Source organism: Nonomuraea sp. LPB2021202275-12-8 (assembly GCF_037044575.1).
Taxonomy (GTDB): Bacteria; Actinomycetota; Actinomycetes; order Streptosporangiales; family Streptosporangiaceae; genus Nonomuraea.
Map to the genome: position 1 here is coordinate 112,146 of NZ_JBAHWD010000025.1, position 18,736 is coordinate 130,881.

14 protein-coding genes and 1 pseudogene are annotated in these 18,736 nt (G+C 69.3%); 4 read left to right on the forward strand and 11 right to left on the reverse strand.

What is annotated here, in order from left to right; genetic code table 11:
- Positions 1 to 164 precede the first annotated feature (164 nt).
- Together V5E28_RS34525 and V5E28_RS34530 are read right to left on the reverse strand one after the other, a co-directional pair.
- Positions 165 to 3,887 carry an endonuclease/exonuclease/phosphatase family protein gene (locus tag V5E28_RS34525; RefSeq protein WP_336213279.1) on the reverse strand — a complete coding sequence of 1,241 codons (3,723 nt, stop codon included), beginning with the start codon at positions 3,885 to 3,887 and terminating at the stop codon, positions 165 to 167.
- 13 nt (positions 3,888 to 3,900) lie between these two features.
- Positions 3,901 to 4,983, reverse strand: coding sequence for a hypothetical protein (locus V5E28_RS34530; protein ID WP_336213280.1), 1,083 nt, complete (start codon positions 4,981 to 4,983; stop codon positions 3,901 to 3,903).
- A 218-nt stretch (positions 4,984 to 5,201) separates the two neighbouring features.
- On the opposite strand from V5E28_RS34530, the gene V5E28_RS34535 reads away from it, so the two are divergent.
- Complete coding sequence (locus tag V5E28_RS34535; protein WP_336213282.1) at positions 5,202 to 5,405, forward strand: hypothetical protein; 204 nt, start codon at positions 5,202 to 5,204, stop codon at positions 5,403 to 5,405.
- 389 nt (positions 5,406 to 5,794) lie between these two features.
- Positions 5,795 to 6,253 carry an IS110 family transposase gene (locus tag V5E28_RS34540; protein ID WP_336213284.1) on the forward strand — a complete coding sequence of 153 codons (459 nt, stop codon included), beginning with the start codon at positions 5,795 to 5,797 and terminating at the stop codon, positions 6,251 to 6,253.
- Positions 6,254 to 6,571: 318 nt separating this feature from the next.
- On the opposite strand, the pseudogene V5E28_RS34545 reads toward V5E28_RS34540, so the two are convergent.
- The 7 genes and pseudogenes from V5E28_RS34545 to V5E28_RS34575 form a co-directional block, all read right to left on the reverse strand.
- A pseudogene (locus tag V5E28_RS34545) lies at positions 6,572 to 8,524 on the reverse strand (ThuA domain-containing protein).
- Between the two features lie 82 nt (positions 8,525 to 8,606).
- On the reverse strand, positions 8,607 to 9,452 hold the full coding sequence (locus V5E28_RS34550) for a sugar phosphate isomerase/epimerase family protein (protein WP_336213286.1): 846 nt from the start codon (positions 9,450 to 9,452) through the stop codon (positions 8,607 to 8,609).
- Between the two features lie 35 nt (positions 9,453 to 9,487).
- On the reverse strand, positions 9,488 to 10,675 hold the full coding sequence (locus V5E28_RS34555; RefSeq protein ID WP_336213287.1) for a substrate-binding domain-containing protein: 1,188 nt from the start codon (positions 10,673 to 10,675) through the stop codon (positions 9,488 to 9,490).
- A gap of 64 nt (positions 10,676 to 10,739) precedes the next feature.
- Entirely contained in the window at positions 10,740 to 11,669 is a 930-nt protein-coding gene (locus V5E28_RS34560) for an ABC transporter permease (RefSeq protein ID WP_336213288.1), read from the reverse strand.
- A complete protein-coding gene (locus V5E28_RS34565) occupies positions 11,666 to 12,703 on the reverse strand; it encodes an ABC transporter permease (RefSeq protein ID WP_336213290.1) in 1,038 nt (345 codons plus the stop codon). The genes V5E28_RS34560 and V5E28_RS34565 overlap by 4 nt, the downstream gene beginning before the upstream one ends.
- Positions 12,700 to 14,172: a sugar ABC transporter ATP-binding protein gene (locus tag V5E28_RS34570; protein ID WP_442945913.1), complete on the reverse strand. Its 1,473-nt coding sequence runs from the start codon at positions 14,170 to 14,172 to the stop codon at positions 12,700 to 12,702. The genes V5E28_RS34565 and V5E28_RS34570 overlap by 4 nt, the downstream gene beginning before the upstream one ends.
- A complete protein-coding gene (locus V5E28_RS34575) occupies positions 14,169 to 15,284 on the reverse strand; it encodes a Gfo/Idh/MocA family protein (protein WP_442945914.1) in 1,116 nt (371 codons plus the stop codon). Before V5E28_RS34575 ends, V5E28_RS34570 begins: the two co-directional genes overlap by 4 nt.
- 158 nt (positions 15,285 to 15,442) lie before the next feature.
- On the opposite strand from V5E28_RS34575, the gene V5E28_RS34580 reads away from it, so the two are divergent.
- Positions 15,443 to 16,579: an ROK family protein gene (locus tag V5E28_RS34580; RefSeq protein WP_442945916.1), complete on the forward strand. Its 1,137-nt coding sequence runs from the start codon at positions 15,443 to 15,445 to the stop codon at positions 16,577 to 16,579.
- On the opposite strand, the gene V5E28_RS34585 is transcribed toward V5E28_RS34580, so the two are convergent.
- Both V5E28_RS34585 and V5E28_RS34590 read right to left on the reverse strand, forming a co-directional pair.
- Positions 16,569 to 17,273: an AfsR/SARP family transcriptional regulator gene (locus V5E28_RS34585; protein ID WP_336213302.1), complete on the reverse strand. Its 705-nt coding sequence runs from the start codon at positions 17,271 to 17,273 to the stop codon at positions 16,569 to 16,571. The genes V5E28_RS34580 and V5E28_RS34585 overlap by 11 nt on opposite strands.
- A 200-nt stretch (positions 17,274 to 17,473) precedes the next feature.
- Positions 17,474 to 17,872 (reverse strand): peptidase inhibitor family I36 protein, encoded by a 399-nt coding sequence (locus V5E28_RS34590; RefSeq protein ID WP_336213293.1) that lies wholly within the window; start codon positions 17,870 to 17,872, stop codon positions 17,474 to 17,476.
- Between the two features lie 531 nt (positions 17,873 to 18,403).
- On the opposite strand from V5E28_RS34590, the gene V5E28_RS34595 reads away from it, so the two are divergent.
- Entirely contained in the window at positions 18,404 to 18,655 is a 252-nt protein-coding gene (locus V5E28_RS34595; RefSeq protein WP_336213295.1) for a hypothetical protein, read from the forward strand.
- The last annotated feature ends 81 nt before the right edge of the window (positions 18,656 to 18,736 follow it).

Consider the following 18,736-nt stretch of genomic DNA (forward strand, 5'->3'; position numbering starts at 1 on the left):
CCGAATATGACCAGGACCCCAAGACACAGTTCGCAGGCAGTGAGCGAGCAGGGTGAGGAGGATCCGGTGCCCTCAACTCAAGGGCTGTTGCTTACCCGGGTGCCGGGAAGCGCCTCGAGATCTGGTGCGGGCGCGGGCGTACGTACGCCCGCGCCCGCACCGGTTCATTGGGTGGCGGCCGACAGCACCCAGCTGGGCACGGGGACGCCAGGTGGGTAACTGTTCACGGTGAGTTGGTCGTGGCCCGGTTCGGGAGGGGTGAGGTACAGGTGCTCGGACGGTGTGGTGTGATTGCTCAGGTGTATCCCGCCCATGCCGTCGGGCGTCGCGCACCATAGGTAGCCGTCGTCGCCGGTGCGGATCGCGCTGGCCGAGACTCCGTTGTGGTCCAGCGGCTCGCGGGGGTGGCTCGCCGTCGAGGTGAGGTACTTCTGGTCATAGACCAGGTAGTAGCAGTCGTCCTCGCCGGTACGGCCTGCCGGGATCGTGATGAACCGCTGTTGGGGCTCGTCCCTGTCCGGCTCCAGTTGCACCGGCATCGGGTCCTGCTCCAGGTAGTCGACTCCGATGGCCAGCGCTGGATCCAGGGAGCCGCGCAGCACGACCTCGTTCACGTTGCCGGCCGTACTGGATGGCTGTAGGAACCAGCGCTGGGCGGCAGTGCCGTCGAAGTCGCGGCCGACCAGTTCGCCACCGCTGGTGAGGGCGGTGAGCACCTGGTCGGTGCGCTGGTTGTGCAGGGTCCAGGTGCCGTCGCCCTGGTAGACGGGGCGCCAGAGCTGGTCCATCGCCTCGTTCGGCCACAGCACCATGCGCGCGTCGCGGACGCCGCCCTCCTGTCCGAGGTAGCGCCCGTTCCACGGGTTGCCCGCGATCAGGCGGTAGAAGTCGGGGAACTCGGCGTCGCGCGTCAGGCTGAACCCCTGCGTCGGCGCCTGGGCCGAGTGCGACTGGTCGCTGACCACGTGGCTGCCGCTACCGCTGCCGGAAGGTCCGGCCAGGTTGGTGGTGTGGGCGTTGCGCAGCGCCACCGTCTGCGGCAGGGCAGGCACCGCCTGCGCCGGGGGTAGCGGCGGGTTCGGCAGGTTGGCGAGTTCGTAGGCGACGGGGAAATGGTCCGACAGCGTCATCAGGCTCACCCGATTTACGCTCATGACGCCGGGGTGCGCGGTGGGTCCGCCGACCGGTACGACCGCGTAGTCGAGGACCCGGTCCGTCATCGGGTCTCCGATCGGGGAGTGGCTGGTCGGGTGGGTCGGCTGCTGCGGAGCGAAGACCGAGAACTCTCCGGTGACCGCTGTGGACAGCGACCGGTCCGGCGAGCCGTCACCGGGGGAGTACGGCAGGCGGTTGTAGTCACCCAGCGCGATCCACGGTAGTGCCGTACCGCCGGGACCCGCGGTGGACATCAGGGTCCTGATGTTGCGCAGCACCTGGGGGCCGTCACTGCCGCGGCCGGGGCCGGAGAGCGCGTGCAGGGTGAAGTAGACGACGCCGTCGATGGCGACGCCGACCGCGGGCCTGCCTTCGGCGCCGCTGTCGATCCCGGCTCGAGCGACGAAGACCTGCTGGGCCCTGGTGCGGGTGGCGATGGCCAGGTTCACCCGGCCGGTGTCGGTGTTGGTGGCCGTGTCCGTGTGGAGCCAGTAGAGGTAGCGCGGCCTGCTTGCGGTCCCGCCGTACCGGTACTCCCGGACCGGAGGCGTCGAGTCCCACCGGTGGAAGACGTTCTGCGGGATGTCGCGCAGGTGGGTGGCGCCGTTGGGCGGAGCGCCGGCCTCCTGCAGCAGGGCGATGTCGGCTCCGTTCTGCACCAGAAGCTGCTGGACGCCCAGGGTGTACTTGTTCTCGTATCCGCCGGCGGCGGTGGTGCCCGCGCCCTGCATGTTCCAGGTGATCACGGTGCGGCGGTCGTTGGCGCGCGGTTCGATGACGCCGCCGATGTCGCGCAGGAACAACGAGGGGCGGTTGCCCGCGTCGCGGGTGGCCACGCCCTGGCCGGTGTAGTTCAGGGTCTCGCGGCCGGTCCAGTCGGGGATCGCCTGGCCACCCTGGCCGAGCGGGCGGAAGCGCTGAGTGACGGCGTCGTCGGAGCCGAACGCGAAGACGGTGCCGGAGGAGTACGGGGCGTAGGTCTCGAACGGCCCGCCCGGCGTGGCCTGCTTGATCAGCGTGTTGCGGTAGAACACGTTCTGCGGCCCGGATGAGCCCGACCACTTGGCCGCCTTGGGGCCGGCCGCCCACCAGATCGGCCACCAGGTCCCGTCGTCGATCTCCCCGCCTTCGCCGCCGCAGTTGGTCTGGCAGTTGCCTGAGCGGTGCTCGTACGGCACGCGCACTGTGTTGGCCTCGAACAGGTTGTTGTGTTCCCAGCCGCCGTGCAGGTTGAGGTCGGAGTCGAGGTCGTTGCGGTAGGCGACGTTGCCGCTGGCCGACCATTGGAAGGTGAAGTGGCGCAGGTTGCGGCTGAGGTTGTGGGCCCACAGCGAGTCCCAGACGCGGCTGCCGCGCAGGTAGCCGTTGCCGCCCTTGCCCTTGTTCCAGGCGCCGTCGAAGCTGTTGCGTTCGATCTGCAGGTTGCGGGCGTTCTCGGTAACGATGGGGTGCGAGCCGGTCATGGTGGCCTTCAGGCCGCGCGCCCAGCTGTTGGCCGCCCATTTGAAGACGATGCCGTGCATGGCGTACTCGGGCGCCATGTTGCCGTAGTTGTGTAGGGCCTGTTCGGGGGTGAGCTGGTAGGTGCCGCCGCCGAGTTTCGGCAAGCCGTTCAGGTCCTGGGTGAAGGCGAAGTCCTCAAACCCGACCCCTTGGACGACTTTCAGCGGGGTGACCTTGCTGGCGTACGGCGTGTCGCCCAGCGGGGTGGAGCCGTCGGAGGTGGAGTCGACCGGCAGATCCCACTCCAGCGGCCGGTCCAGCGTGATCGTCTTGGCGGTGGCGTCGAGGCGGACGACGCGGAACATCTGCTGACGCATGTGGAGGTTGTCCATCTGCGTCCGGTCGGTGACGGCCTGCTGGGTGTAGAAGCCGAGGCTGTTGGCCGCGCCGACCCAGACGTAGCCGCCGAGGGCGAACTTGGCCATGGCGGCGTTGGCCACCAGCTGGATGACGTTGTCGCCCTGCCTGGCGGCGTAGCCCGGGTCGCCGGCGCGGGCGGCCACCTTGATGCCGGAGACCCAGTGCTGGTTGACGCTGCCTTCGAAGAGGTCCTTGCGGTTGGCCGGGGCCGCCGCCCAATCGTCCTGGTAACGGTCGGCCACGTCCCGAGCCTGCACCCGGAACAGGCCCCGGCCCGGCCAGATCCAGCCGCCGGTGCCGGTGTCGCTTCCGGTGCCGGCCTTCATGGTGTCCTGGTCCCAGCGGCCGTTGACGAGGGTGTCGTAGCGGGTGGTGACGTCCGGCCGGAAGACCAGCTGGGTGCCGCTCTCGCCGGAGCCCTGGCCGCGCAGGATGAGGAAGGCGGCGTCGACGTGGATCTGCCGCGACACGTCGATCCGCCCGGCGGGCAGGGAGATGAGCGACAGGCGGTGGTAGCCGGCGTTGGGCGAGCACTGGGCCTTGATGGCGTTGATCGCGTTCTGCAGTCCGGTGGTGTCGTCGGCGCCGTCGTCGGCGATCACCTGGTAGGTGGAGGCGAGCTGCGCCGGGGTGATGCGGCAGGCGGCGTCGTCGGTCACATCTCCGCCGCTCGGCAGCGGCTGGCCGCTGCGGTAGCCCACCCGCGACCAGTCGGGGAGCCCGGCGGGCGGGTAGACCCGGTTGGCGGCGCTGAGGTCGGGCCCGTCCGCGCCCGGCCCGGCCGTCGCGATGGCCGGTGGGTCGGCGGCGGCCTGGGTGGCGGCCGATAAGGGGAGGAGGAGCAGCAGGGAGAGGAGGAGGGATCTCATGACAGGTCGCCCTTCACCACTGCGGGGCAGGAGGGGTGGGCAGGGTGGCGAAGTCGGTGGCGAACTTCCACAGCAGGCCGGACAGGCTGCTGCCGGCGCCGTTGATGACGTAGTACAGCGCGCCGCCGTTGGTCACGGCCAGCGGGGCCGATCCGGTCCACGCGTAGGCGTTCTCCTCGTAGTACTCCGAGGAGTCGCCGTTGCGCAGGATGCGGGTGGTGGTGAGGCCGTTGTCGAGGTCGACGTAGGCCACCGCGCCGTAGCCGGTCCCAGAAAGCGTGACGGACGGGGCGTACCGCGACCAGCCGACGTCCTGCGGGTTGGTCCAGCTGCCGAACCCGTAGCGCTGGCGTGCCATGTAGACGTTGTTGTCGGTGCCGGTGAAGGCGAGTACGACTTGGTTCCACGGGGCGTTGCCGTCGTTCACCTGCGCGGCCAGCGCGGGCGCCTTATAGCTGGTCGCGTTCGTGACCACCGACGGGGTGGCGAAGGCCGAGGTGCCACCGTCGTAGTACATCGTCCAGATGTCGTTGTTGGTCTGGCTGTTCCAGCCGAGCATGTAGGAGTTGTTCGGCAGCGCGGCGGCGGCCACGGACAGGTCGTCGGAGGTGCGGGCGTCGTTGGGGATCCTCGTCGCGAACGGCAGCGTGCTCGGTAACTGGTAGCTGGTGGTGAGCTGGATGCGGTGCTGGTAGAGGTGGCTGTCCGTGCCGGTGTGGAAGATGCGGAAGTTGCCGCGGGATCCGTCGTCGGTCCAGATCATCACGGGGGCGGCGTGTGTTTGCGCGTACCCGGGCCCGCCCGAGGTGGCGGGCAGCTGGTAGGCGGGGCCGTTGTTCAGCGAGATCCAGATGCCGTCGTTGTCCGCGCCGCGCCAGGCGTGCAGGATGTCGCCATGGTTGTCGCGCGCCTCGCCCGGGGTGGACCGGCTGGAGATCGGCCCGCCCGCGTAGGTCACCGCGCGCCACACGGTGTCCTCACCGGGGAACCCGAAGTGGTAGCCGGCCGATGCCGGGATCGCCAGGCCGATGATGATGGACAGGGCGGCCGCGAACGTCGCCCCCACCAGGCTGAGCCTTCTCAGGTGCTGGAACACGTCTCCTCCAGGGGGTCTTTTCGGCGAGTGCCATGGACGGGTCTCGCCGGCCGGGTCGGCCCTGCCGATTCCGGGCCTTGCGGGTTCAGCATGGGCTCGGAGCGGAGCCCCTTCAAGCCGGGAACACCCACTTGTCGGCAGGTTGCCGTTGAGCTCGGGACCGGTGAACCGACCGCCGGACAGCGGCACGATCAGGCGGCTGCCGGGGGCAGGCCCCGATGATGACCGCCCTGGCGCTGATCAAGCGGTACAAGAGCGAGCGGACCAACCACACCAAGTACTACGCCACCGGTGAGACCGTTCCTGTTGATGTCATCGACGAGACGGGTGTGCTGAGCGCGGCCGATCAACTGGGGCGTGTTCGTCAGCGTCGATCCCGCCGGGGCGAAGGCATGACCTACGAGATCGATCTGGTGTCATAAGTCGCTCCACCGCGATAGATCGCTACCACTACTCCAAGGTCATACTGCTGTCATGACCGACAGTCCTGTCGGGCGGCTGACGGGCGAGCAGGTGCATCGATGAGGTGGGGCTCGAGGAACATCGGAACTGTGATTCTTGACCTACGGCCCGGTTGGGCCTGCCACGCTCGACGCCGGCACTTGGTATGACCCGCATCGGAACTGGCGCCCGATCCGGGGTTGCCTTGTTTTCGAGTTGTCTACCGGGTGCCGACGTCGGCCTGGCCCACCCCGTTGGCTTGAATAGCAGCTCGTCCGCCGCCTGCGGCGTGACTCGTCACAGTTCTGCCACGCGGTGATCCCATCCAGGCCGACGCCGACCGCACTCGCCTCTGAAGGGAAGCAACCGCATGTCCATGCTGGCAGAACAGGTCGACGGCGTCATCGGTGTCGATACCCACCGCGACACGCTGGCCGCCGCCGCGGTTAGTTCATTGGGAGCTGTCCTCGCTCACGCCGAGGCGGCCACCGACGCCCACGGCTACCTTCAGCTCCTGAACTTCGCACGGCAGCGCGTCCCAGGCCGGCGATGCTGGGCTCTCGAAGGAGTCGGTAGCTACGGCGCGGGCCTGGCCGCCTTCCTGGACGCTTCCAGTGAAAAGGTGGTGGAGGTCTGCCGTCCCAAGCGGCCAGCCCAACGTGGCGGTCGCAAATCCGACGCCCTCGACGCGATCCGCGCCGCTCGAGAGGTGTTGGCCAGCGAGCATCTCATCCAGCCCCGCCGCCGAGGAGAACGTGAGGCGCTCAGAGTGCTGCTCGCCACCCGCCAAGGCGCCGTCAGCGCGACCACCGCCGCGATCAACCACTGAAGGCCCGGTGCTCGGGTTCGTGTCACCAGGGGCAAAGTAGAGCGTTGCCGCAGGCCACAGCGGGTGACGGTGGCGGTGCCCGACTCCGGGTTTCGGTTCGGGCGTTGGGGGATGAGTCCGGCGCTCGCCGCCGCGATAACGATGGCGGGGACGTTTTCGCAGGTCGCGTTGCTCGCTAGCAGCTTTTATGTCAAGCCGTCCGGGAACTCCCGGTTACTCACAGCTACTTTTCCTCTGGTGACACGGACCCGAGTGGGGGCCCTTCCACCCTGTCACCACGGCCAAGATCGCCGCCGAGATCGGAACCACCTACAACCGCTACGCCTCAGGCGACCACACACAGTCACCACTACCCAGGCCACCCCGCCGAACTGACGACAGTTGAATAAGCGAGCCCACCAGTCCGGGTCCCCTCAGTGAGGTGATCTCAGCGAAATAGTTCGGGCGATTGGGATTTCTTGGACACCGCCCGTGGCATTCCGGGCCTTTCGGGAGGAGTCGCCGAAGGCTGGAAACAGACGTGGAGCCCCCGGTAGAAGAGCTCTCACCACAAGAACGCTCAAGGCCGAAAGGCTCCACGTGATTGCTCATCGTGCCACGCTCGACGTCTCCCACGCACTCGTTCAGTACGTCGCGCGGCTCCTGCACGAAGAACGCCGACTGCGTGGCACCCCGAAAGGCAGCCGAGCCTTGAGCCCTTTCCGGCAGGCGGTCATGGTGGTGCGCTGGTTCCGCGGCGAGCACGAGCCCCCGGTTGGCGTTGGCGTTCCCGGCGTCGGGCCCGTAGTCGGCCATCGAGATCCAGCCGGTCTCGGAGTCGACCGCGAACCTGAAGGGATTGCGGAAGCCCATCGCGTAGATCTCCGGCTGGGTCTTCGCGGTGCCCTGCGGGAAGAGGTTGCCCGAGGGGATCGTGTAGGTGCCGCCCGGCTCCGGGTGGATGCGCAGGATCTTGCCGCGCAGGTCGTCGGTGTTGCCGCTGGTCTTCTGGGCGTCGAAGTTGGCCCGGCCCGCGCGCTCGTCGATCGGCGCGTACCCGTCGGAGGCGAACGGGTTGATGTCGTCGCCCACGCCGATGAAGAGATTGCCGCCGGGCCCGAAGGCGAGCTGACCGCCGGTGTGGCCGGGCTCGTCGGTCCTGGTCGCCGGGATGGCCAGCAGCTTTTTCTCGCTGGCCAGGTCGAGGGTGTGGTCGTTGAGCGTGAAGCGGGAGACCTAGTTGGCCGCCGGGCCGTCGGCGGGGGAGTAGTTGAGGTAGATCCAGTGGTTGGTGGCGAAGTTCGGGTCGAGGACCATGCCGATCAGGCCGTCCTCGCCGCCGGTGTAGACGTCGAGCGTGCCGGCGGTGACGATGGCGCCGCCCTCGTGGATGGCCATGAGCTTGCCGGTGCGCGTGATGTAGTACACGTGCCCGTCCGCGGTCACGTCGAGTTGCATCGGCTGGTCGGGGGCGCTGTCGAGGGTGACCTTCTGGAACCTGTTCCACACCGTGCCGCCGCAGTCGCCCTCGGCGTCGCCGGCCGCCCACCGGATGCCGCCGAGCACGTGCTGGCGGAAGGCGTTCTCGGTGTAGGAGGCGGCCTGGTGGCCCATGGCGGTCGCCCAGACCCGGCCGCCCTCGGCGTTGCGGCACCAGGAGATCGGGTGGTCGTGACCCATCTTGCTGCCACCGGCGTCGTAGGTGGTCTCGTCGGCGGTGACCAGCACGTGCACGTCGCCGCGCAGATTCTTGTCGAAGTTGTACCACTCCTCGGTACGCGTCCAGCGCTCGGGCAGCCCGGCCGTCGAAGGATGCACGCGGTCGGCGACCTTGGCGGTGCCCTGCACGATCGACGAGTGCGCGGTCATGTGCGCGCCGCCCTGGATGAGCTGATCCCACCACGGGAACTGCGCCTCGACGTTCATGTCCGTGGTGTTGTGCACGGCGACGATGCCGCCACCGTTGCCGACGTACCTCTGCATCGCCTGGCGCTGGGCGTCGTTGTCCCAGACCATGCCGGAGTTCTGCAGCATGATCACGACGTCAAAGGTGGCGAGGTTGGCGTCGGTGAAGGAGGACGAGCTGGCCGACTGCACGACCTCGAAATTGCCGGTGGTGGCGAGCTGCTGGACCATCGTGATTCCGGCGGGGATCGAATCGTGGACGTAGTCCGCCGTCTCGGTGAACAGCAGGGCGCGGAACGCGGGTGCCTGGACCGCGGCTGGGGCGGGGCTCAGGCTGACGGATAACAGCAGGATCGGGAGGAGGACGAGCGCGAGCAAGCGGCGCATGGATGTCTCCGAGGGGGGTGGTTTCCGGCATGCGGATCGGACCGGGCGCCCCCCGATGAGAAGCCCGGCCGGTGGATGGACGTCAGAGGGTTCGCAGGAAGGCGAGCCCTTCGGTGGCCAGGGCGTCCTGGCTGGTGGCGAGCGGCCGCCAGATGGAGGCCGCGGTGGCGATGGCCTGGTTCTCAGCGGTGAACGACTCGATGACGAGCGGCCCTGTGTAGCGGGCGTCGCGCAGCGCGTCGGCGAAGGCGGGCCAGGCGAAGTGGTCGGCGCCCGGCGCGCCTCTGTCGGTGCCGCACACCTGCACAAGCGCGATCCGCTCGCCGGCGGCCCGTACCGCTGCAGCCGGATCCTTCTCCTCGATGTTGAGGTGATAGCTGTCCAGGGCCAGGCCGCAGCCCTCGTCCGGCAGCCCGTCGAGCGCCTCCAGCGCCTGCTCGACGGTGTTGATGAGGCTGGTCTCGTAGCGGTTGAGCGGTTCGACGCCGATGCGCACCCCGCGACCGGCCGCGTAGTCGGCGACCGGCCGCAGGTTCTCGCGCAGTTCGGCGTACAGGGCCCGGTGCTCTTCCAGCGAGACGCGCCAGGTCCGGCCGACGGAGGCGTAGGCGGGACCGCCGACGACCGGCGAGCCCACCACGGCCGCCGCCTCGACGCAGGCCCGCAGATAGTCCTGCGTGTCGGAGACGGTCTGGGCGGACGCCGCGACCAGCTCCCTGCCCGGCGGCATGACCAGCACCACCGACGCGCCCAGCCCCAGCTCGGCCAGGAGCGCGGCGGCCTTGTGCGGGTCCCAGTCGCCGGGGTGCTCGATGGGCAGCTCGATGACGTCGAATCCCCAGCCGGCGACGCGTGGGGCCAGCCGTGCGAGCTCGTCGTCCGTCAGCGGTGACGTCCACACCCACGTGTTGACGCCGATCGGCCACATGCCTGGATCCTCCTCGGGGTGAAAGTGCTGGTCAGCTAGCTCTTCTTGCCGCCCCAGTTCTCCGGGAAACCGGGCAGGGTCTCGCAGCCGCACAGCGCGTAGTGCAGGGGCGGCATGTTCGGCTGCAGGTAGGTGTCCAGGCTCTCCGCGGTGATCTTCGGCTGCGGGAGCTTCCACTGCTTCGGAACCTCCTCGCCCTTGAGGATCTTCAGCGCGGCGATGATCGGCGTGCGCCACTGGTAGGTCGGGTACGTCGGCGCGACCGCGGTGAGGTTGCCGCCCTTCCACTTCTGCAGGAAGTCCTGCTGGTCCTCGCCCACGAAGGCCGGGACGGGCTGCCCGGCGTCCTCGAAGGCCTCGATCGCCGCGACGGCGGTGGCGCCGGCGTCCATCCACACTCCGTCGATCTTGCCTTCGCGCTGGATGTAGTCGCTCACGATGCTCTTGGTCTTGGCGGCGTCGCCGTCGGTGAACTCCACGCCGACGATGTCGAGCTGACTCTTGTCGAAGGCGACCTTCGCCGCCGACCAGCGGGTCTCCAGCACGTCCACGCCCGGCAGGATGCGCAGGGCGAGGACCTTGCCGCCCGCGGGCACCTTCTCGGCGAGGAACTCCGCGCCGTCGGCGCCGAAGGCGTAGCCGCCGATGGGGTTGATGAACGTCACCGGGCAGTCGGTCTCGACACCGCGGTCGAACACGATGACGGGGATCTTGCCGCAGGCGGCCTCGACGGCCGGTGTCAGGGTGGCGGTGGTGTTGGGCGAGACGATGAGGGCGTCACAGCCCTTGCCCTGCAGCTCGGCGATGTCGGAGATCTGCTTGTCGTCCTTGCCCTCGGCGTCCAGGGCGGTGAACTTGGTGATCTCCTTGTGCTGGGCGACCTCGGCCTGCATGGTCTTCCAGCCCACCTGCCGCCAGGGGTTGTTGATCGCGGCGTTGGAGAAGCACAGGTGGTAGTTCCCGCTCTTCTTGTACTTCTCCGTGCTCACCATCTGCGGGTCGATCGCCTGCTCCCAGGGCTTGTCCGCGGGGCCCTGCGGGGTCGTGGTCCGCATGGCGAGCTGGGCGTCGTGGTCGGCCTGGACGAAGAACTTCGACTGCTCACCGGTGCCCGCGCCCTGCTCGGACGCGGACGCCGAGGCGGATGGGGCCGCTGAGGACTGGGCGGTGGTGGTGGGCTTGTCGCTGGTGCAACCGGCGGCGAGCAGCACCGCCGAGATCATGACAAGGCCTGTGAAAGGCCGACGACGCGGCATGGCGTCTCCTTTGATTCTTGTTAGGGGGTGATCAGGTGGTGGCACGAAGCCGGGGCCGGAAGCTCAGCGCTCCCGCAGCGACCGCGGCGATGATGATGACGCCCTGCACGGTGTACTCCAGCGCCCCCGAGATGCCGTACAGGTTGAGCAGGGTGAACAGCGCCTCCAGGGTGAGCGCGCCCGCCATCGCGGCGACGACCGAGCCCCGGCCGCCGCCGAGCGCCACGCCGCCGAGGACGACCGCGGTGATGGCGGAGAACTCCAGCCCCTGGCCGACCTGGGCCGACACGCCCGCGAAGCCGCCCAGCAGGATGGCCGCGACGGCCGCGGCCAGGCCGGAGATGACGAACGCGAGAATCCGCGTACGGTTCACCGCGATGCCGGACAGGGCGGCGGCGCGTTCGTTGTCGCCGGTGGCCATCAGCCGCTTGCCGAAGTCGGAACGCGTGAGCATGACCGCGGAGCCGGCGACTGCCAGCAGGACGAGGACGGACCAGGGCACGGGGCCGAGGCTGCCCCGGCCGAAGGCGCGGAACGCCTCCGACAGAGCGCCGCGAGGGGCGCCGCCGGTCCACAGGAACACCGCGCCGGACAGGATGAGCATCATGCCGAGCGTCGTGATGAACGACGGGACGCGCAGGCCCGTGGTGACCACGCCGTTGATCAGGCCGACGAGCAGCCCGAGCAGGATCAGCAGGGCCAGCACCGGCCAGGTGGCCGACTCGTCCCCGTCGATCAGGCGCGCGGCGACGACCACCTCGACCGTCACCAGCGAGCCGACCGACAGGTCGAACTCGCCCGAGACGATGACGAAGTATTGGCCCGCCGCCAGGATCACCAGGGGCGCGGCCCGCTTGACGAAAGCCAGGAACCCGGCGGGTTCGAGGAACAGCGGGTTGGCGGCCGCGATCGCGACCAGCAGCACTGCGAGGACCACGAGGATGGGAAGGGTCCTTTTCATGCCGATCGCCTCTTCCTGCCGCGGCGGGCGTAGACGGCGACGGCGGCCACGATGACGACGCCCCTGACCACGTCCTTGAAGAAGGAGTTCACCTCGAGCTGATTGAAGATGCTGTCGAGCACCGCGAGGAGCAGGACGCCGCCGATCGTCCCGGCCACGCCGCCCTTTCCGCCCGCAAGCACGGTGCCGCCGAGCACGACCGCGGCGATCGACTCCAGGTCGTAGCCGCCGTCGGTGCCGACCGTCGGCGCGCCCGCGCCGAGCCTGCTGGCCAGCAGCAGGCCGGCGATGCCCGCGCACAGCGAGCACAGGATGTGGGTGAGCACCACGATCCTGTCGGTACGCACTCCGGACAGGCGGGCCACGTCGGCGTCGCCGCCGACGGCATAGATGCGGTAGCCCAGGCGCGTCCGGCGCAGCAGGAACCAGGCGGCCACCGCCACGGCGGCCCACAGCAGCGCCGACACGGGAACGGGGCCGATCCGGTCGTAGCCCAGATGCTGGAAGGAGCTCGGCACGCTGCCGGCTGGGCCGTCGTACAGGTGGTCGATGATGCCCTTAATGACGAAGGCGACGCCCAGCGTCGCGATGAACGCGTGCACCTGCAGGCGGGTGATGATCAGCCCGTTGACCATCCCGACCAGGGCGCTGACGCCGAGCACGGCGAGGACGGCCGGACCGATGCCGCCGTCCTGGCCCGCCATGATCTCGGCCGCCACCAGGGAGGAGAGGCTGATCAGATAGGCGACGGACAGGTCCAGGGACCCGGCGAGGATCGCCAGGGTCTGGCCGACGGCGACGATGCCGAGCGCCGCCGAGCGCTGCTGGACGCCGACGACGGTCTCCAGCGTGAGGAAGTTCCCGCCGTCGACGGTGACCAGCACCCAGCCGATGACGATCGTGGCGGCGAGCGCGAGGTAGACGACTCTGGTCGGGTTGATCTCCGTGAACGTGCGTCGCAGGCCGCCGGGCCCGGCGCCCGGCTGGCGGGGCCGGGGAACGGTGGGGGACGGGGGCGGGCTCTGGCCGGTCATGCCGCCTCCTCGCTCGCGGCGAGATGCATGATGGTCTCCTCGCTCGCGCCCGGGGACAGTTCACCGGCGATGCGGCCGTCGCGCATGACGAGGATGCGGTCGCTCATCCCGATGAGCTCGGGCAGCTCAGAAGAGATCATCATGATGGCCATGCCCTCCCTGGCGAGCTGCCGCATCAGGTCATGGATGGCGGCCTTGGCGCCGACGTCCACGCCTCGGGTCGGTTCGTCGAAGAGCAGCACGCGGGGGCCTACGGTCATCCATTTGGCCAGGACGACCTTCTGCTGGTTGCCTCCGGACAGGTACCGGACTTCCTTGTCAGGGTCGGGTGGTGAGAGCCGTACCGTCTCCAGGAGGGCGCGCACGCCGCCGCGCGAGGCGCGCCCCGCCGGGGTGCGCGCGGCGGACGTGCGCGCCACCAGCAGCGCGTTGTCCCTGACGGACTGCCGCAGCGCCAGCCCTTCTGATTTGCGGTCCTCGGTGACCAGCCCGATCCCGGCGGCCACGGCCTGGCGGACCGTCCGGGGTCTGCATGGGGTCATCTCGCCGGAGGTGAACGGCTCCGCTCCGAAGATCGCCTTGGCCAGTTCGGTGCGTCCCGAGCCTTGCAGGCCCGCCACGCCGGTGATCTGCCCGGCTCTCAGGTCGAGGTCGATGCCGCTGAGCTTGCCGTTCCCGCCGCCGCGCACGCCGAGGAGCACCTCGCCGGCCTCGTCCGCGGTGGCGCGTGGCGGGAAGTAGTCGCTGAGCTCGCGGCCGACCATGAGCCTGACCAGCTCCGCCGGCCCCACGCCGGAGGTGGCCGTCGTGGTCACCCGGGCGCCGTCCTTGAGCACGGTGACCTGCTGGGACAGGTCGAACACCTCGCGCAGGCGGTGGGAGATGTAGAGGATGGCGATGTCGCGTTCCTGCAGTCGGCGGATCAGGGCGTAGAGCAGCTCGACCTCGTGCTCGGCGAGGGAGGCGGTGGGCTCGTCCATCACGATGATGCGGGCGTCCACCGACAGAGCCTTGACGATCTCGACGACCTGCTGCTGGGCGACGCTCAGCCGGCGGACGGCGTCACGGCCGCCGAAGGAGGTCTCGCCGAGCCCGGCCAGCAGCCGGTCGGTCTCCGCCTCCATCTTCGCGCGGTCCACCAGTCCGCGGCGTACCGGCTCGCGGCCGAGGAAGACGTTCTCGGCGACTGAGCGGTCGGGCAGGAGATTGAACTCCTGGTAGATGATCGCGACGCCGGAGCGTTGCGCGTCAAGGGGATGGCCGAACACGACCGTTGTGCCGTCGATCTCGATCGTGCCCTCGTCGGGCGCGTGCACCCCGGCGAGGATCTTCATGAGCGTCGACTTCCCCGCGCCGTTCTCGCCGACGACGGCGTGCACCTGTCCCGCCTCGGCGTCGAGGTCGACCCCGGTCAGCACGCGTCCACCGAGGAAACTCTTGCCGATGCCCCGCATCCGCAGCAGGCTCACGAGCTCTCCACCTCCACCCACGCTCCGGTGCGTGCCGAGGTCAGCACGGCGTCGCAGATCCGGGCGGCCCTGAGGCCGTCGTCGAAGGTCGGCAGTCCGTCGGGGCGCTCTCCGCGCACCGCGGCGTAGCTGTCGGCGACGAACGCGTCGAAGCAGTCGTGATAGCCCTGCGCATGACCCGCCGGCAGGGGCGAGTAGCGGCGGGCCGGGTTCGACAGCGTCTGCGGATCGCGCGTCAGCAGCTCCGACCCCTGCCGCCGGCCCAGCCAGAGCGTTTCTGGCTGCTCCTGGTCGAAGGCGACGCTGGCCCGGCTGCCCGAGATCTCCAGGAACAGCCGGTTCTTGCGTCCCGGGGAGACCTGACTGGCCGCCATCGTGCCCAGGGCGCCGCCCACTGTCCGGAACTGCACGATCGCCATGTCCTCCGTGCGCACGTCCGCTCTTCCGGCGCGGGCGGGCACCGCCACCGACGTCTGCGCCGACACCGCGCTGATCCGGTCACCGGTGACGAACTCGGCCAGATCGCACCAATGCGAGCCGATGTCGGCGAAGGTCCGGCTCGGTCCACCGAGGCCGGGGTCGACGCGCCAGTCGTCGTCGTCCGGGCTGAGCAGCCAGTCCTGAAGGTAGCTGCCCTGGATGAGGCTGACGCGGCCGATCTCGCCAGTGGCCAGGCGGTGCCTGGCCTCCCTGGCCATGGGATGGAACCGATAGACGAACGGCACGGTCGCCGTACGCGCGCTCTGCTGGGCCCGGGCGGCCATCAGCGCGGCGGTTCCGGAGTCGGTCGCGAGCGGCTTCTCGCAGATGACGTGCAGCCCGGCTTCCAGCGCTTTGAGCGTGATCGGGGCATGCAGGTGGTTGGGGGTGCACACGTGCAGGACGTCGAGGTCGCCGGAGTCGATGAGCTCCTCGGGCGAGTGGTAAACCCGGTCGGCGAACCGGGCAGCGCTCGTCAGTGCCGCCCGCTCCGGGGTCGAGCCCGCGACGCCGGCGATGCGGGCACCGGCGAGCCGGGCGGCCCGGGCATGGACGCCGCCGATGAAGCCTGTTCCGACGATCCCCACCCGAAGGGGGGCTAGATCTGTCGGTGTAAGGCCTAATTCCTCCATGTTTCGAGATCGTAAGGAGGTCTTATGACGACCGTCAAGCATAAGTACGATTTTTGTCGTCATAGTTAGACTTAGGATCATTTGAAGTCTTAGTGGTTGGTGGAGGGGCTGGTGTGACACAGGACACGCTCAACGGTGGAGGCGCCGGAGCCGGCGCGATGTTGTCCGTCCTGCGGGAAGGGCCCGCCCGCACCCGCACGGAGCTGGCCCACATCACCGGCCTGGCCAGGTCCACGGTCTCCCAGCGACTGGACGCCCTGCTTCGGCACCGGTGGATCGTGCCCGCCGACGACGTCATCTCCTCCGGCGGGAGACCGGCGACCGCCTTCGCCTTCAACAAGGCGGCCCGCCTGGTGCTCGCCGCGGACCTGGGAGTCACGCACGATCGCGTGGCGCTCACCGATCTGGGTGCCACCGTGCTGGCCGAGCGCACCGCCGAGGTGCCGATCGACCGGGGGCCGGAACCGACCCTGGCATGGCTCGCGCAGACGTTCACCGAGCTGCTCGCCGAAAGCGGGCGCGACCTGGCCGAGGTGTGCGGAGCGGGAATCGGCCTGCCCGGCCCGGTCGAACACGTGAGCGGGCGCCCCGTCAACCCGCCCATCATGCCGGGCTGGGACCGCTTCCCGGTTCCGGAGTGGCTGGTGGAACGGCTGGGCGTTCCCGTCCTCGTCGACAACGACGTCAACATCATGGCGCTCGGCGAGCACTGGGCCGGCCACTCAGAAGCCGACCAGCTCATCTTCGTCAAGATCGGCACCGGCATCGGCTGCGGCACCATCTCCGACGGGCGGCTGCACCGGGGGGCCCAGGGGGCCGCGGGCGACATCGGGCACATCCGCGTCGCCACCGCTGACGGCGTGCTGTGCCCCTGCGGCAACCGGGGCTGCCTCGAAGCCGTCGCCGGCGGCGCCGCCCTGGCCGCCCGCGTCGCCGCGGCCGGCCTGCCCGCCCGGCGCAGCCGGGACGTGATGGAGTTGCTGCGCGCGGGCCACCCGGAGGTCGCCCGGATCGTACGCCAGGCGGGCCGCGAGATCGGTGACGTCCTCGCCTCGATCGTCAACTTCTTCAACCCGGCGGTGATCGTGATCGGCGGCGACGTCGCCGAAGCCGGTGAGCATCTCCTCGCCGGGGTCCGCGAAGTGATCTACAAACGCTCCCTCCCGCTGGCCACGCAGCACCTGCGTATTCAGGCCAGCGAGTTGGGTGACCGCGCCGGCATCATCGGAGCGGCCGTCATGGTGATCGAAGACGTCCTCGCCCCCGAGGCGGTGGACAGCATGGTCACCATCTGACGTGCGGCGGGAGAACCCGGCCGGTCGTGAGGTCACGGTCGGCCGGGCGCCCCGCCATCAGGGCAGGCGCCACACGTGGTGAGCTCGTGGCCCACCAGGAACAGCGCCGTGACACGCAGTGGGTGGCGTGCGGCCGTCCGGCTGAGCAAGCTCCGAACCACCACTCGCGATCCCTTGGGGGAGCGGGGAAGGCGGCCGCATCTGTGCCGAGCGGCCCGGCGAGCCGGCCCAGCCGTACCTCGATCTCGATCCGCTCTTCGATACGGCTCAGCCGCGCCTCCTCCAGCGCCACCCGGTAGGTGCCGTGCAGCCAGTCTCCCGCCGCCCCGCCCAGCGACGGTCCGATCCACAATCGCTGCGCCTGCCGCAGCAGCCGCTCGGCCTCCTCATCGTCACTCTCCCGCGCCCGCGAGATCAGCCGCTGGGCCAGATACAGATCGACGCGCGAAGGGTCGAGGTCGAGCCGATACCCCGGCGCCGAGGTCGACACCACCGTGTCACCCATCCGGCCCAGCAGCCGTCGTAACCGAGAGACGTACCCCTGGATGGCATTACGACCCGACGCCGGCAACGGCTGACCCCACACCGCCTCGGCCAGCCGTTCGATGGACACGGTCTGTCCCACGTTCAGCAGCAGTATCGCCAGCACCGAACGCTGCTGCGCCGTGCTGGGCCCGATCGGCTCGCCGTCCAGTCACACGCTGACCGGCCCCAGCAGCCGAAACTCCGCGCTGTTCGCCGGCGCTGGTGGCGGCGACTCCTTTGTGTCACTCATCCTGACGTACCGATGATCATCCGCTCCGGCTTCCTCAAGATAAGAAGGGGTGCCAACAGCAGCCCGGGCACCGAATGGACCCGGCTACGGAGGGGCAATTCGGTGAGGGTCACCCTTTATTACTTGAGGATGATTTTGTCGACCTTGTTATTCCAGTTCCCGCCGAGGAAATATCCCTCTTTCCCCAGGTCTGCGATGGCGTCGCCCGCATGGACCGTCTTTGTCACGTCAGGGAACCCGGTCCGGACATTGACCAGAACCACACTGGAATTACGCCTGTTCCAGACGCTGGTGATCCGGTCCCGCCAGCTGTCCTCCAGCTCCATGGTGCCAGCCGACTTCCGTGAATACCTGTCGCCTTGGTAGTTCGTCCATTCCCAAACGCACAGCCATCCGTCCCGGCAGTCGCTCATGTCGCGCACGGTGACCACCCCAGCGGTCTTGATGGCTGAGGCCGTGGCCGCGTCGGCGGTGGCCGGTGTCGTCAGCATGGCGGCACCGGCGACGGCGGTAAGCACGGGAAGGGGGCAATCAGGCGTTCAACGTCCGCCTCATCTCCTACGCACCCAACGGCCCCAAGCTGGGCTTGCTGCCACACGCGCTGTTGTTCGAGGCCGCGGCCCCGTTGAACGACGTGCCCGCGATGACGTTGCGGTTCAGCCGTTATGCCCTCGGCGCGGAGCTGCTCGCGCAGCCGTGCGAGGTCGCGGTGGAGTGCTCGGAGGACGGGCAGACCTGGCCGGAGCCGCCTGATTCGCGGTTCCTGCGGATCCGGCGCGGAACAGCCATCCCCGACGAGGCCGGCGTCGAGACGTTCGAGCTGCCCGGCTACGGCTGGCAACTGCGCAAGATCGTGCTCTACCCAGGGCCTGCGCCGCTGGTGGACGGAAAGAGGGCGTTCACGTCTGCGACGCCCGGCACCATCCTGCAGACGTTTCTCGCTGAGGCGCAGGCGCGCGGCGCGCTGCCCGAGCTCGACTGGACGTTCGACACGACCCACGACAGCGCTGGCCAGCCGTGGGCGAAGATCCTCAGCGCCGTGGCTCCTCGTGGCCACCACGGAGCCGGGTACCACCACGGCGACCTACAGCCCGCTGCTTGTCGGCCAAGAGTACGCGTTCAAGGTCCGCGCCACGTCGCAGGGCGTCAAGGGCGTGTTCTCCGACGAGTACGCGGTGCTCATCGAGGAGGACGACAGCCCGCCGCCCGTGCCGACGGCCCCCGCGCTCTCGGCACGGCTCGGCGTGATCCACGTCGGATGGGACGGGGCTCGGCGTCGGCCAGGAGCCGATGCCGGCTGACTTCCATCGGGTGCGAGTGTGGATGCATGACCCGCTCGCCCCCGGTGTGGCCGAGGTCGGCTATCTGCAGGCAGCAGGGTC